The sequence below is a fragment of the Amycolatopsis iheyensis genome (genome assembly GCF_024703995.1).
Classification (GTDB): domain Bacteria; phylum Actinomycetota; class Actinomycetes; order Mycobacteriales; family Pseudonocardiaceae; genus Amycolatopsis; species Amycolatopsis iheyensis.
The window spans coordinates 218,099-232,512 of sequence record NZ_JAMXQV010000007.1 but is presented as its reverse complement, the minus strand read 5'-3'; the positions used below and the strand labels follow the sequence as shown (position 1 = coordinate 232,512).

Annotated in this window: 14 protein-coding genes; 8 read left to right on the top strand and 6 right to left on the bottom strand. The window is 71.9% G+C overall.

Features of this window, described 5'->3' with window-relative positions:
• Nucleotides 1-11 precede the first annotated feature (11 nt).
• The 4 genes from M8542_RS15565 (at nt 12) to M8542_RS15550 (ending at nt 4,394) form a co-directional block, all read left to right on the top strand.
• Nucleotides 12-1,106 (top strand): peptidoglycan-binding protein, encoded by a 1,095-nt coding sequence (locus M8542_RS15565; RefSeq protein WP_257920860.1) that lies wholly within the window; start codon nt 12-14, stop codon nt 1,104-1,106.
• On the top strand, nt 1,103-1,789 hold the full coding sequence (locus M8542_RS15560; RefSeq protein WP_257920859.1) for an ABC transporter ATP-binding protein: 687 nt from the start codon (nt 1,103-1,105) through the stop codon (nt 1,787-1,789). Before M8542_RS15565 ends, M8542_RS15560 begins: the two co-directional genes overlap by 4 nt.
• The gene (locus tag M8542_RS15555; RefSeq protein ID WP_257920858.1) at nt 1,786-2,991 is read left to right on the top strand and encodes an ABC transporter permease; all 1,206 of its coding nucleotides are present in this window, start codon (nt 1,786-1,788) and stop codon (nt 2,989-2,991) included. Before M8542_RS15560 ends, M8542_RS15555 begins: the two co-directional genes overlap by 4 nt.
• Before the next feature lie 176 nt (nt 2,992-3,167).
• Nucleotides 3,168-4,394, top strand: a complete 1,227-nt coding sequence (locus M8542_RS15550; RefSeq protein WP_257920857.1) for a glycosyltransferase 87 family protein — start codon at nt 3,168-3,170, stop codon at nt 4,392-4,394.
• On the opposite strand, the gene serC is transcribed toward M8542_RS15550, so the two are convergent.
• Nucleotides 4,387-5,511 carry a phosphoserine transaminase gene (gene serC / locus M8542_RS15545; RefSeq protein ID WP_257920856.1) on the bottom strand — a complete coding sequence of 375 codons (1,125 nt, stop codon included), beginning with the start codon at nt 5,509-5,511 and terminating at the stop codon, nt 4,387-4,389. The two genes, M8542_RS15550 and serC, sit on opposite strands and share 8 nt — an antisense overlap.
• Before the next feature lie 130 nt (nt 5,512-5,641).
• On the opposite strand from serC, the gene M8542_RS15540 reads away from it, so the two are divergent.
• Complete coding sequence (locus M8542_RS15540; protein ID WP_257920855.1) at nt 5,642-6,517, top strand: hypothetical protein; 876 nt, start codon at nt 5,642-5,644, stop codon at nt 6,515-6,517.
• Between the two features lie 11 nt (nt 6,518-6,528).
• Nucleotides 6,529-6,846, top strand: coding sequence for a hypothetical protein (locus M8542_RS15535; RefSeq protein ID WP_257920854.1), 318 nt, complete (start codon nt 6,529-6,531; stop codon nt 6,844-6,846).
• Between the two features lie 48 nt (nt 6,847-6,894).
• On the opposite strand, the gene M8542_RS15530 is transcribed toward M8542_RS15535, so the two are convergent.
• The 5 genes from M8542_RS15530 to M8542_RS15510 form a co-directional block, all read right to left on the bottom strand.
• Nucleotides 6,895-8,235 (bottom strand): serine hydrolase domain-containing protein, encoded by a 1,341-nt coding sequence (locus M8542_RS15530; protein WP_257920853.1) that lies wholly within the window; start codon nt 8,233-8,235, stop codon nt 6,895-6,897.
• 232 nt (nt 8,236-8,467) lie between these two features.
• The gene (locus tag M8542_RS15525) at nt 8,468-9,088 is read right to left on the bottom strand and encodes a response regulator (RefSeq protein WP_257920852.1); all 621 of its coding nucleotides are present in this window, start codon (nt 9,086-9,088) and stop codon (nt 8,468-8,470) included.
• Nucleotides 9,085-10,242 carry a sensor histidine kinase gene (locus M8542_RS15520; RefSeq protein WP_257921061.1) on the bottom strand — a complete coding sequence of 386 codons (1,158 nt, stop codon included), beginning with the start codon at nt 10,240-10,242 and terminating at the stop codon, nt 9,085-9,087. Before M8542_RS15520 ends, M8542_RS15525 begins: the two co-directional genes overlap by 4 nt.
• Nucleotides 10,239-11,048 carry an ABC transporter permease gene (locus M8542_RS15515; RefSeq protein WP_257920851.1) on the bottom strand — a complete coding sequence of 270 codons (810 nt, stop codon included), beginning with the start codon at nt 11,046-11,048 and terminating at the stop codon, nt 10,239-10,241. The genes M8542_RS15520 and M8542_RS15515 overlap by 4 nt, the downstream gene beginning before the upstream one ends.
• Entirely contained in the window at nt 11,045-11,884 is an 840-nt protein-coding gene (locus M8542_RS15510) for an ABC transporter ATP-binding protein (protein WP_257920850.1), read from the bottom strand. The genes M8542_RS15515 and M8542_RS15510 overlap by 4 nt, the downstream gene beginning before the upstream one ends.
• 230 nt (nt 11,885-12,114) lie before the next feature.
• On the opposite strand from M8542_RS15510, the gene M8542_RS15505 reads away from it, so the two are divergent.
• Both M8542_RS15505 and M8542_RS15500 read left to right on the top strand, forming a co-directional pair.
• The gene (locus M8542_RS15505; RefSeq protein ID WP_257921060.1) at nt 12,115-13,809 is read left to right on the top strand and encodes an SDR family oxidoreductase; all 1,695 of its coding nucleotides are present in this window, start codon (nt 12,115-12,117) and stop codon (nt 13,807-13,809) included.
• 14 nt (nt 13,810-13,823) lie between these two features.
• The gene (locus M8542_RS15500) at nt 13,824-14,411 is read left to right on the top strand and encodes a TetR/AcrR family transcriptional regulator (protein ID WP_257921059.1); all 588 of its coding nucleotides are present in this window, start codon (nt 13,824-13,826) and stop codon (nt 14,409-14,411) included.
• Nucleotides 14,412-14,414: the final 3 nt, after the last annotated feature.

Here is a 14,414-nt window from a genome sequence, read left to right as displayed (position 1 = left end):
CTGTCCGAGAAGTGAACGAGGTGACCCACCTGAAGCCGCGCCGCCGCGGCCGGACGCGCTGGTTCGTCGCCGGGGCGGTCCTCGTCGTCGTGCTGGGCACCGGCTCGGTCGTGATCCTGACGCGCGTCTCGAACGCGACGACCGTCAAGGAGGCCGCGCCACCCGCGGTCGAGACGGCCGAGGTCGTCAAGACGGACCTCAGCGAAGAAGAGGAAGCCGACGGCACGCTCGGCTACGGCGACGAGGAGTCCGTCCAGGGCCGCAAGCCCGGCACGATCACGTCGCTGCCCGCCGCCGGCGCCAAGCTCACCCGCTGCCAGGCGGTGTACGGCGTCGACGCCAAGCCGGTGCCGCTGTTCTACGGCACGCTGCCCTTCTACCGCGACCTCGCCGCGGGCGCGGAGGACGGCGCCGACGTCAAGCAGCTGGAGGAGAACCTCAAGGCGTGCGGCTTCGGCGGGTTCGGCACGCCGGACAAGAAGTTCACCTCGGCGACGGCGGCCGCGCTGAAGAAGTGGCAGAAGTCGCTGGGGCTGGAGCAGACCGGCGCGTTCGGCCAGGGTGACGTCGTGCTCGCGGCGGGCGAGGTCCGCGTTTCGGCGGTGGCGGCCAAGCCCGGCTCGCCGGCGCAGGGCGAGATCCTCAAGACGACCGGCACGGTCCGCTCGGTGCAGGTGAAGCTCGACGCGGCCAAGCAGGATCTCGCGCAGCAGGGCGCGAAGGCGTCGGTGACGATCAACGGCAAGACGACGCAGGGCACGATCACCGACGTCGGGCGCACCGCCGTCGAGGGCAAGGACGCGGCAGGCCAGGACGACGGCAAGCCCAAGATCACCGTGACCGTCAAGCTCGACGACCCGGCAGCCGGCGGCACGCTCGACTCGGCGCCGGCGAGCGTCCGGTTTACCAAGGACGTCCACGAGGGCGTGCTCGCGGTGCCGGTCGGCGCGCTGCTCGCGCTCGCCGAGGGCGGGTACGCCGTCGAGGTCGACGAAAACGGGCAGCGGCGGCTCATCGGTGTCCAAACGGGACTGTTCAGCGGCGGCAAGGTCGAGGTCACCGGCAGCGGCCTGACCGCCGGCATGCGGGTGGTGACGACGTCGTGACGCCCGTGCTGCGCGTCCACGAGGTCACGCGCACCTACCCCGGCGGGGTCAACGCGCTCGACGGCGTTTCGCTGACCCTGGCGGACGGCGAGATGGTGGCGATCGTCGGGCCGTCCGGCTCCGGGAAGTCCACGCTGCTGCACCTGATGGGCACCCTCGACCGGCCATCGTCGGGGCGCGTCGAACTGCACGGCCACGACGTCGCCGCGCTGCCGGACCGGAAGGTCTCCGCGCTGCGCTCGCGCTGGATCGGGTTCGTGTTCCAGCAGTTCTTCCTCGACGAGGGGATGAGCGCGGTGGACAACGTCTGCACCGGCCTGCTCTACGCCGGGGTCCCGCGGCGACGGCGGCGCGAGCGCGCGCTGGCCGCGCTCGACCGCGTCAAGCTGGGGCACCGCGCGTGGCACCGGCCCGGCGAGCTGTCCGGCGGGGAACGCCAGCGCGTCGCGATCGCGCGGGCGGTGGTCAACGAGCCGTCGATCCTGCTGGCCGACGAGCCGACCGGCAACCTCGACACCGGCACCGGCGCGTCCGTGCTCGGGCTGCTGGGCGAGCTGTCCACCGGCGGCACCACGATCGTCGTGATCACCCACGACCGCGAGATCGCGGCGGGCATGCCGCGCCGGATCGAGCTGCTCGACGGGCACCTGCGCCTCGACACCGGATTGGTGGGTGCGCGATGACCGCGGTGCTGCTGCCGGAGCCGGCCCGGCTCAAGCCGCCGGACGTCGTCGCGCTCGGCGCGCACGGGATGCGGACGCGGCCGGTCCGCGCGGTGCTGTCCGCGCTGGGCATCGCGATCGGCGTCGCGGCGATGGTCGCCGTGCTCGCGATCCCGGCGTCCGGCGCGCAGGCTCTGCACGACCGGCTCGCCGCGCTCGGCACGAACCTGCTCACCGCCGGGCCGGGCCAGACGCTGTTCGGGCAGGACGCGGTGCTGCCCGACGACGCCGTCCCGATGGCCAAGCGGATCGGGCCGGTCCAGGCGGCCAGCGGCACGGGGAACACGTCGGCGAGCGTGCGGCGCAGTGACAAGATCGCGCCGGACGACACGTCCGGGCTCGCGGTGTACGCGGCGAAACCGGACCTGCTGGCCGTGCTCGGCGGCAAGGTGCGTCTGGGATCGTTCCTCGGGGCGGGCAACCAGGACTACCCGGTGACGGTGCTCGGCGCACAGGCCGCGGCCCGGCTCGGCATCGACCGGATCGACCCGGCGCGGCCGCCGCAGGTGCTGATCGGGTCGCAGTGGTTCACCGTGGTCGGGATCCTCTCGCCGATGCCGCTCGCGCCGGAGGTCGAGCGGTCGGTGCTGGTCGGCTGGGACGTCGCGAAGCGGCTGCTCGGCTTCGACGGCCACCCGTCCACCGTGTACGTCCGCGCCGAAGAGTCCGAAGTGGACAGTGTGCGGACGGTGCTGGGCGCGACGCTGAACCCGCAGGCGCCCAACGAGGTCGAGGTGCGCCGGCCGTCCGACGCGCTCGCCGCGCAGAAGCTCACGGACACGACGTACAGCGCGTTGTTCCTCGGGCTGGGCGGGGTCGCGCTGCTGGTCGGCGGGGTCGGGGTGGCCAACACGATGGTCATCTCGGTGCTGGAACGGCGCCGCGAGATCGGCCTGCGCCGCGCGCTCGGCGCGACGAAACGCCAGGTGCGCGGGCAGTTCCTGGCCGAGTCGGTGCTGCTGTCCGGACTCGGCGGGCTGGCCGGGGTCCTGGTCGGAGTGCTGGTGACGGCCGGGTACGCGCTGAGCCAGGGCTGGCCCGCGGTGCTCCCATGGGGCGCGCTGGCCGGCGGCGTCGGCGTGGCGGCGCTGGTCGGAGCCATCGCGGGGGCCTACCCGGCGGTCCGCGCCGCCCGGTTGGCGCCCACCCAGGCCCTCGCCTGAGCCGCGAAGCGGCACTTTCACGACGAAAGTGCCGCTTTGCGCCGCAAAGCGTAGCTTTCACGTGAAAGTGACCCGGAGGGAGCCTCCAGGTCGCTTTCACGTGAAAGCGGCGGTCTGGGGAGGGGGTCGGTGCGTGCCGGGTAATCTCGGCCGGTCAGGAGACCTGAGGGGGACGCGTGGTGCTGTCGGGGCGGAAGCTTGTGGCGGCGCTGGTCGTCCTCGAGGTCGTGGCCGTCGTGCTGGTGCTTCTCCTGAAGCGGTTCGACGGGCTTGACCTGGAGGTCTACCTCGGCGGCGCGAAGGCGCTGGCCGAGCAGGGCTCGCCGTACGACGCCTGGGTGCCGACCACGCACCAGATCCTGCTGCCCTTCACCTACACGCCGTTCGCCGCGGCCGCGTTCTGGCCCGGCACGCTGCTGCCCTTCGCGGTGACGATGAAGCTGGTCAGCATCGCCTCGATCCTCGCGACCGGCGTCTGCGCGTACCTCTACATCGCGACGCTCAACGGCTCGCTCACCGACCCCACGAAGGTCACCGGCCGCGTGGTCGCCGCCCTGGTCGCGATCGGCGCGCAGCTCGCCGGGGCGCTCCTGGAACCGGTGCGCTCGACACTCGGCTTCGGCCAGATCAACGCACTGCTGATGGTGCTGGTCGTGCTAGACGTCCTGCTCCCCGGTGAGCGGAAGCGCACGAAAGGCCTGCTCATCGGCGTGGCCGCGGCGATCAAGCTGACACCGGCCGTCTTCGTCGTCTACTTCCTGTTCCGCCGCGACTTCCGCTCGGCCGCGCGAGTGGTCGTGGGGTTCGTGGCCGCCGGGGCGCTGCTGTGGGTGATCCGGCCGTCGGCGTCGTTCACGTACTGGACGAAGCTCGTTTTCGACGCGGGCCGCATCGGCGGCGTCGACTACGTCGGCAACCAGTCGCTGCACGGGCTGACCGTGCGCGCCGGCCTGGCGGACTTCGTCTGGGTGCTGGCCGCGCTGGCCGTGATGGCCCTGGTCGCGGTGATCGTCGTGCGCAGCGCCGAGCCGGTGCTCGGGCTCACCGCCTGTGCGCTCGGCGGGCTGCTGGTTTCGCCGATCTCGTGGACGCACCACTGGACGTGGTGCGTGCCGATCCTCGTCCTCGCCGGGTGGTACGCGTGGCGCTTCGACCGGGCGGTCCGGTGGGCGGCGGCCGCGGTCGTCGTCGCCGGGCTGGTGTTGTTCATCTGGGGCCCGATGTGGTTCGCCCCGCGCCCGGCGTCGTCGGTGGGCTGGTGGCTGGCGACGGAGTCCTACGAGCTGTTCGGCCTGCTCCTGCTGGTCCTCGCCGCGTTCGCCGCCCGCCGCGTGGCCACGAAGAAGGGGGCCCTCCCCGCCGTGGCGGAAAAGGCCCCCTCCGAAGCACCTCAGGTCAGCTGAGCCGCTCGACGACGTACTCGATGCTCTGCGTGAGCTTCGTGATGTCGTCCGGGTCGATGGCCGGGAACAGGCCGACGCGCAGCTGGTTGCGGCCCAGCTTGCGGTACGGCTCGGTGTCGACGATCCCGTTGGCGCGCAGCACCTTCGCCACCGCGGCGGCGTCGACCTCGTCGGCGAAGTCGACCGTGCCGACGACCTGCGAGCGCAGCTCCGGGTCCTTCACGAACGGCGTCGTGTAGCTCGTCTTCTCGGCCCACTCGTACAGCCGCGAGGACGAGTCCTTCGTGCGCGAGGTCGTCCACTCGAGGCCGCCCTGGCCGTTCATCCACTCGATCTGCTCGGCGAGCAGGAACAGCGTGGCCACGGCCGGGGTGTTGTACGTCTGGTCCTTGCGGGAGTTGTCCAGCGCGGTGGTCAGCGACAGGAACTCCGGGATCCAGCGGTCGCCGCCGCCGATCTCGCCGATCCGCTCGACCGCGGCCGGCGAGGCCAGCGCGATCCACAGGCCACCGTCGGCGGCGAACGACTTCTGCGGCGCGAAGTAGTAGACGTCGAAGTCCTCGGCCTTGACCGGGAGACCGCCGGCGCCGGAGGTGGCGTCGATCGCGACCAGCGCGTCACCAGAGCCCTCGGGGCGGCGGACCGGCACGGCCACACCGGTGGACGTCTCGTTGTGCGCCCAGCCGACCAGGTCGGCGCCGGCTTCGTAGACGATTTCGGGCGCGCTGCCCGGCTCGGCCTTGGTGACGATCGGGTCGGCCAGGAACGGCGCGCCCTTGGTCACGGTGGCGAACTTCGAGGAGAACTCGCCGTAGGTGAAGTGCTGGGCGCGCTCGCGGACCAGGCCGAACGCGGCCGCGTCCCAGAACGCCGTGGTGCCGCCGTTGCCCAGGATCACCTCGTAGCCCTCGGGCAGGGAGAACAGCTCGGACAACCCGGCCCGGACGCGTCCGACGAGGGACTTGACCGGCTTCTGCCGGTGCGACGTGCCGAGGTAGGTGGAGCCGGACTCCGCCAGGGCGCTCAGCTGCTCGGCGCGGACCTTCGACGGTCCGCAGCCGAAGCGGCCGTCGGCCGGCTTGAGGTCTGCGGGGATGGTCAACTCAGCGTCGGTCATGTGGCCAGTCTCTCAGGTCGGGACGCGGCTGGTGAAGGCGGTGCGCAGGTGTCCGGTATGTGGAATCGGCCACTCCGGCCACCGGGAAATCCGCTGTTCGCGTGGCCGGGGCGGCGGCTATTTTCACGCGGTGGTGGACGAAGAGCGGTGGCGGCCGCGGTGGTGGTTGTGCTGGAACCTGGGCGGGATCTTGGCCGTCCACCTGGTCGCGAGCGGCGGTTGGACGGCGACCACCACGGTGCTGGCCCCGATCGCGCTGGCCGTGACCCTCGTCTTCGTGTTCGTCCGGCGGCTGCCGTGGTGGCTCACCGGTGAGCTGCCCGCGGGCCGCCAGGTCCTCGTCGTCGCCGGCGCCGCGGGCCTGCTCCTGCTGGACGCGGTCGTCGTCTTCGCGCTGGTGCTGTACCCGCCGCACGGCGCCGACATCGTCAACGCGGGTGTCTTCGCCGCCATCTTCCTGGGCGGGTCGGCGGTCGGCTGGTACCACCTCGTGCCGAAGGCACCGGTGACGCGGCGGGCCGTCCTGCGGCGACGGTTCCGGTTCGCCACCGCGGCGGTGTGGACGGCCGCGGCGGTCGTGCTCACGACCGAAGTGGCGGCCGTCGCCGTGGTCGGCGGGTGGCTGCCGTGGTTCGTGCCGGTGGCGGGCGGGGTTGCGGTGGCGGCGCTCGCGGGGTGGCGGTCGGACCTCGCCGGACCGGCGCGGTGCCTGGCGAGCGGCAGCTGGACGCCGATCGCGGCCGCGGCGTTCGACGTCCGCGCGAGCGAGCCGGTCGACGGCTGGGCGGTGTTGCCGGGCGACGTGCGGATTCGGTTCCACCTGCCCGTCGCACTCCCGGACGTCGCCGCCGAGCTCGCGGACCGGCGCCGGCTGTGGCTCGCCGGCTGGCCGTCCGAAGCCCTCGTGGTGGGTCTTCCGGACGGCGACAGCTACGCCGTCGGCAGCATCGGCGGGCACCGCGGTGGGGGTAAAAACACGGTTACCGCGGGCGTGGCCCACCGGTAGCGTGCCCGGCCATGACGACTGTGCAGCTGAGCTACCCGGCGCCACCCGAGGTGCTGTGGAACGCGCTCCCCGCCGGAGTCGCGGCCCTCGGCGCCCAGGCTCCGTTCTACGACCCCCAGCGCGGGGTCCTGTCCTTCATGACCGGGATGACCTTCACCAGCTGGGGGCAGAACGTCCACGTGTCGGTCTCGCACGCGCCGACCGGCTCGGCGCTCACGGTGACTACGAACCTCAAGTTCGGCCTGTTCGACTGGGGTGAGGGCAAGCGGCTCGCGAACATGTTCGCGTCGGCCGTCGGCCAAGCCGCGGGCGTCACCGCACTGGCCTGAGGGCCCCGCTCACCGCCCTGGGGGTGTGAGCGGGGCCCCGCTCCGGGCTCAGCGCCAGCCGTCGACGCCGCCCGGCACCGGTGCGGCCGGGTCGTACGGCGTGCGGGTGAAGAGGAACGTCGCGAGGTCGAGGTGGGTGGCGACGCCCTCGGCGTCCCGGCCCACGACGAGCGTCTCGCCGGTGTAGTAGCCGTCCAGACCGACGTAGGTGTCCCGGCCGGTCGCGCGGAAGCGGGAGCTGCGCCCGGCGCCCTCGACCGGCGCCAGCAGGAGCAGCCCGTCACCCTGGATCCGCAGGTGGTACGGCGTCGGACCCCAGTGCCAGAGCCCGGTCAGGGCGAGCAGCGCGGGGTCGACCGCGGTCGGCTCCCACTCGGTGGGCAGCCGCGGCTCGAGCTCGTCGGTCATCGTGATCAGGTCCAGGCAGAGCTGGGTGATGCCGACCCCGGCGGTCGAGTTGGCGAGGACCAGCGCGCCGGTCTGCGCGACGGGGTCGATGAGCGAGGCGGCGAGGAAGCCGGGCATCGAGCCGGTGTGCCCGGCGATCCGGCGGCCCTGGTAGCGCACGAGCATCACGCCGAGGCCGAAGCCGGTCGTCCAGGTTTCGGTGTCGTCGACGGTGTTCATGACGCGCATCTCTTCGATGGTCTCCGGCGCGAGCACCCCGCCGCCGTGGCCGCCGAGGAACGCCGTCCAGCGGCCGAGGTCGGTGATCGTCGACCACAGCTGCCCGGCGGGCGCCATCGCGCCGGCGTCGGGGCTCGGCTCCGGCAGCAGGACGTCGGCGAAGGGGTGCACGGCGAAGCCGTCGGCGTGCGCGCCGACCGGGTGCGGGGTCGTGCGGGTCATCCCGAGCGGGCCGAGGATCTCCTCGTCGAGCACCGACAGCCAGCCCTTGCCGCGGTGGCGCGAGACGAGCTCGCCGAGCACGCCGTAGCCGACGTTCGAGTAGTGGAACCGCGAGCCGGGCCGGAGCTTGGTCGCGCCCTCGGCGAGGCTGCCGGCCAGCGCGTCCCAGTCGGCGCCCGGCGTGCGCTCCCACCACAGGCCGGGCGATTCGGAGGTCAGGCCGGAGGTGTGCGAGAGCAGCTGCGCGACGGTGGCGGTGCCGAAGGGCGTGCCGGGGACGTGCTTTTCGAGCGGGTCGGTGAGGTCGAGCAGGCCTTCGTCGCGCAACCGCAGGACGGCGGTGGCGACGAGGGTCTTGGTGATCGAGCCCAGCCGGTACTGCGTGTCGGCGCCGGGCTGTTCGCCGCCGACGCGCCCACGCCCACCGGACCAGACGATCTCCCCATCCCGCACCACGGCGGCGACGAGCGAGGGAGCCCGGCAGACCGCCTGCTCGTGGGCGATCCGGCGGAGGAGAGCGTGTTCGGTCGAGGGAAGCATGCAGGCATTCTGCCGCGCCCCGCGCGCCGAAGCAGGTCGCGGTGTGCGGGAAGGGTCAACTCGCGTGATCGAAGGGTCGACACGCGTGATTGGAGGGTCGACACGCGTGTTTGAAGGGTCGACACGGCGCCGGAGCCGGGTCGTGCCGTGTCGGCTTCACAATCACGCGTGTCGACCCTCCAGACACGCGTGTCGACCTCCGGATCACGCGTGTCGGCTTCTCGATCACGGGTCAGCTCAGGAGGTTGCGGGACATGGCCGTCGTCACCGCGGCTGTCCGGTCCGAAACGCCCAGCTTGCCGAACACCCGCAGCAGGTGGGTCTTCACCGTCGCCTCGCTGATGTGCAACGCCCGGCCGATGTCCGCGTTCGTGCCGCCCTTCGCGACCAGGCGCAGGACCTCCACCTCGCGGGCCGACAACGGCTGCGGCTCCGGGTTGCGGACCCGGTTGACCAGCTTGCCCGCCACCGACGGCGCCAGCACCGTCTCCCCGCGCGACGCCGCCCGGATCGCGTTCGCCAGCTCCGTGCGGGACGCGTCCTTCAGCAGGTAACCCGACGCGCCGGCCTCGACCGCGCGCAGGATGTCCGCGTCCGTTTCGTACGTCGTCAGCACGACGATCCGGCGGCCCGGCTGGTCGCGCAGGATCCGCTTCGTCGCGCCGACGCCGTCGAGGCCCGGCATCCGCAGGTCCATCAGCACGACGTCGGGCTGGGCGACGCGGTCGAGCGCGACGGCTTCGTCGCCCGAGCCCGCCTCGCCGACCACCGTGAGGTCGGCTTCGGCTTCGAGCATGCCGCGGAGCCCTTCCCGGACCACCGGGTGGTCGTCGACGAGCATGATGCGGATCAAGCCGGCACCTCCAGGGTGAGTTCGGTGCCGCTGGGGCCACTCCGGACGCTCAGTCTGCCACCGACCTGCTCGGCCCGGGACCGCATGCCGCGCAGGCCGAAACCGCTGACCGAGTCCGGGTCGAAGCCGCCGCCGTCGTCGCGGACGAAGAGCCGGACCGCGTCGTCCACAACGGACAGCCGCACCGACACCGACGACGCCGCGGCGTGCCGCCGGATGTTGTTCAACGCCTCCTGCGCGCCGCGCAGCAGGACCACCTCGCCGGCCATGGCCAGCGCCGGCAGCGCGTCGTCCACTTCGTACCGGACGGCGAGTCCGGTCTCGTCGGCGAGCCGGTCGGCCTGCCGGCGGACGGCGTCCACAAGGGACCCCGAGGTCAGGTCCGCCGGCGCCAGCGCGGCGACCATCGCGCGGGCTTCGGTGAGGTTGTCCCGGGCCGTCCGGGCGGCCAGCTCCGCGTGCCGGCGCGCGGCCGCCGGGTCGGTGTCCACTTCGGACTCGATGGCCTGGGCGAGGGTGACGATGCTGGTGAAGCCCTGGGCCAGCGTGTCGTGGATCTCGCGGGCGAGCCGTTCGCGCTCGGCCGCCGTGCCCGCCTCGCGGGAAAGCCGGGCGACCTCGGCCTGGCTCGCTTCGAGCTGCGTGATGAGCTCCGCCCGCGCCCGGCTTTCCTCGATGACGTGCAGGATGAACTTGCCGGACAGGATGCCGAACACGATGAGGATCGCGGTCATCGGCAGCAGGATGTGCAGGGTCGGACCGGCCAGCCCGTCGTTGACGACCGCCGACAGCGGGCTCAGCAGGATGACCACCGTGGTGACCACCGCGGCCGGGCGGAACTCGAGCGTGGTGAACAGCAGCGGGCACACCATGAACAGGATGAAGCTGGCCGTGGTGTTGGCGAAGATCGCGACGCCGACGAGCACCACGACCACGGCGGCCAGCGCCCACCGCTGCGGCAGGTGCCCGTCGTCGCGCACGACCCGGCGGCCCCAGGCGAGGTAGGTCAGCGCGAGCGCGGTGAGCGCCCCGACCGCGACGCCCGTGCGCACCGGATCGGTTTCGTCCAGCACCACCAGCGTGGTCGTGGCCAGGTACGCCACCGCGAAGAGGATCTCCCAGAGCCAGTTGAACCGGTCCCAGGCGTCCTTCACTTCGCGTCGGTCCACCGGAAGCTCAGCCGCGCGAGCACCGCGCCCACCACGCACCAGATCCCCAGCACCAGCGCCACCCGCGGGAGTTCCCATGAGCCAGCCATCTCCATTCCGACCGCGCCGTCCGGCAGGAACACCGACCGGAACCCCTGGCAGATCCACTTCAACGGGAAGAACGACGCGATGTCAACCATGATCTTCGGCAGGTTCGTGATCGGCGTGACGAACACGCCGGAGATGAACTGCAGCACCAGGTACAGCATCTGCACGACGGCGACCGCGCCGGTGGTGGACTTCGCGAGCGAGCTGAGCGCGATGCCCAGCAGCGTGCACGACACGATCCCCAGCGCGAACACCCACAGCAGCGTCAGCCACTTCGCCGGCTCGGTGGGCAGCTTCAGCCCGAAGAGCAGCACGGCGACCGCGGCCATCAGCACGGTCTGGGCCAGGCTGGACACCGCGACGAGCACCATCTTGCCGATGAAGTACGACGACGACGGCATCGGCGTGCCGCGAAGCCGTTTCAGCGCCCCGGTTTCCCGGTCGGCCGAGACGCCGGTGGCGATGCTGTTGAACGACGTCGAGACGATCCCGGAGCCGATCATCCCGGCCGCGAGCAGCTGCCCGGAGGTGACGCCGGCGAGCGCGGTCGGACCGTCCAGGATGGACCCGAGCAGGATCATCAGCACCGCGGGCAGGGAGAAGGTGAAGACCACCTGCTCCTTGTGCCGGAAGAACTGCCGCAGCTCCGTGCCGCCGCGGGCGAGTCCAAGCGACAGCGGGCCGGGGAGGGCGAGCGTGGTCATGCCTTGTCTCCGATCAGGTCCAGGTAGATGTCCTCCAGGCTCGGCCTGGTCACGGTCAGCTCGGCGAGCTCCCTACCGCCGGCAGAGAGCTCGTTGACGAGCTTGGTCGGGTACGCGGTGCGCTCGGCGTGCGCGCCGCGCTCGTCGACCCACCGCACGGTGGCCTCGGCGGCGGCGCGGCCCCCGAGGTTCTGCGGTGTGTCCTGCGCGACGATCTCGCCGCGTGCGATCACGGCGACGCGGTCGGCCAGCGCCTCGGCCTCGTCGAGGTAGTGGGTCGTGAGCAGGATCGTGGTGCCCTCGGCGGCGAGGTCGCTGATCAGCGTCCAGAACTGCCGGCGCGCCTCGGGGTCGAAGCCGGTGGTCGGCTCGTCGAGGAAGAGCAGCTCGGGCCGGCCGATGATGCCGAGCGCGACGTCGACGCGCCGCCGCTGCCCACCCGAGAGCGACTTGACCCGCGCCTTGGCCTTCGCGGTGAGCCCGACCTTCTCGATGACTTCGTCGGGGTCGCGCGGGTCCGGGTAGTACTTCGCGAAGTGCCGCACGGTCTCGGCGACGCTCAGCTCGGCGGCGTCGTTCGCCGTCTGCAGGACGACGCCGATGCGGGCGCGCCACGCGCGGCCCGCCTTGCCGGGGTCCTCGCCGAGCACGCGGACTTCGCCGTCGGTGCGCTGCCGGTGGCCTTCGAGGATCTCGACGGTCGTGGTCTTCCCGGCGCCGTTCGGGCCGAGCAGGGAGAAGACCTCACCCTGGGCGATGTCCAGGTCCAGGCCGGCCACCGCCAGGTGACCGGGGTACTGCTTGCGCAAGCCGCGCACGCTCACTGCTGTGGTCATGGGATACAGCCTGGCCGCTTGGGGGCCCGATGAGGAGCAACGCTCAGCTGAATCCCGGTGTCCACCGTTCGGTGGACAGAGTCGTCAGCCCGGCCGGCTTGGTTCCACGGGAAACCTCGAAAACGCTGTCATACAAGCAAAAACCTGAACTTCCGAGGACGCGTAACCGCCGTGAGGGTGAACAGAGCTATTGACAACTTGTCTAACATGACAGAATGTCTCACACGTGGGTGACCGCCAGTGACGGTGTCCGCCTCTCCGTCGACGTCGACGGCCGGGAAGACGGACCCACGGTCGTGCTGGTGCACGGCTATCCCGACAACCGCTCGATGTGGGCCGGCGTGGTCGCCGAGCTGCGCGGCGAGCACCGGGTCGTCACCTACGACGTCCGCGGGGCCGGACAGTCGGACAAGCCGCCGGGACGCACGTCCTACCGGCTGGACCAGCTGGCCGACGACCTCCGGGCGGTCGTCGACGAGGTCCAGCCGACCGGCAAGGTCCACCTCGTCGCCCACGACTGGGGCTCCATCCAGACCTGGCACGCCGTCACCGGCGAAGGCCTGCGCGGGCGCGTCGCGTCCTACACGTCGCTGTCCGGGCCGAGCCTCGACCACGCCGGCGCGTGGTTCCGCGCCCAGCTGACCCGCCCGACGCCGAAGCGGCTCAAGAACGCCCTGAACCAGTTCCTGCACTCCTGGTACATCCTCGCGTTCCAGCTTCCGCTCATCCCGGACCTGCTGTGGCGCACAGGCTTGCTGGGCAAGCAGATCCAGCGCATGGAACCGGACGCGGCGCCCCCGGTGAAGTCCGACGGGCTGCACGGCCTCGAGCTCTACCGCGCCAACATGTTCACCCGGCTCTCGCGGCCGGCGCCGCGACCCGCCGACGTCCCGGTGCAGGTGCTGGCCCCGACCGGCGACGCCTACGTCACGACGCCGCTGCAGACCGAGGTCACGCGCTGGGTGCCCGACCTGCGGATCCGCCGGATCGTCGGCACGCACTGGGTCACCCGCGCCAAGCCGGCGGTGGTCGCGCGAGCCGCCGCGGAGCTGATCGAGTACGTCGAGTCCGGCGTCGAGAGCCGCGGCCTGCGCAAGGCGCGGGTGGACGCGGGGCGGTTCGAGCACAAGCTGGTCGTCGTCACCGGCGCCGGCAGCGGGATCGGCCGGGCCACCGCGCTGGCCTTCGCGGCCGAGGGCGCCGACGTCGTCATCACCGACATCGACCCGGCCGCGGCCGCGGAAACGCTGAAGCTCCTGGAAGAGCACGGTGTCGCGGAGTACACAGTGGACTCTTCGGACGGCGAGGCCGTGCACCGCTTCGCTCGCGATGTGCGCAAGAACCACGGCGTCCCGGACATCGTGGTGAACAACGCCGGCATCGGCATGTCCGGCCCGTTCCTCGACACGTCCGTCGAGGACTGGGAACGCGTCATCGACGTCAACCTCTGGGGCGTCATCCACGGCTGCCGCGCGTTCGCGCCGATGCTCGCCGAACGCGCCGAGGGCGGCCAGATCGTCAACCTCGCGTCGGCGGCCGCGTACCTGCCGTCGAAGATCCTCACCGCCTACGCGACGACGAAGTCCGCGGTGCTGACCTTGAGCGTCTGCCTGCGGGCCGAGCTGGCCGCGCACCACGTCGGCGTCACGGCGGTGTGCCCGGGCATCGTGAAGACCAACATCACCAACACGACCAAGTTCGTCGGAGTGTCCGAAGAGGAGCAGAAGCGGCGTCAGAAGGAAAGCTCGAAGCTCTACGCCCGGCGCGGGTTCGGGCCCGAGGGAGTCGCGCGCGACATCCTGCGAGCCGTGGAGAGGGACACCGCGATCGCACCGTCCACACCGGAGGCGAAGGCCGCGTTGGTCCTTTCGCGACTGACGCCCGGATTGCTGCGTGCGGCGGCGAAGCTGGATCTGACGCCGTGAGCCGGCCGCGGCGGATGTCGCCGCAGGCCCGTCGCGACGACCTGATCCGCGCCGCGCTCGACCTGTTCGGGTCACGGGCGCCCGAACTGGTCACGGTGGATGACATCGTCGCGCGTGCCGAGGTGTCGCGGCCGTTGTTCTACCGGTACTTCTCGAGCCTGCGCGAGCTGCAGGTCGAGGCGCTGCGCACGGTCACCGACGGGCTCATCGACGGCCTCGCCGGCCTGGAGGAGGGCCCACCCGAGACCCGCCTGCGGGCCGCCGTCCGCGGCCTGATCGACGTCGCCGACCACTACCGCGCGGGCTACATCGCGTTGCTGCGCAGTGGTTCGGTGATCGCGACGTCCGAAACGGACGCCGCGGTCGACGAGGTCCGCAACCGCGCGGTGGAACTGATCCTGGACGCCCTCGGCGTCCAGGACCCCTCACCGTTGCTGCTGCTCACCTTGCGCTGCTGGACGGCCGTCGTCGAAGGCGCGCTCTTGTCGTGGCTCCAGGAACGCACGGTCCCGCGCGAATCCCTGGACACGTGGCTGGTCGACCAGCTCACCGCGATGCTCGGCGCCACCGCCGCCCACGACCGAAGCGGCACTTTCACGTGAAAG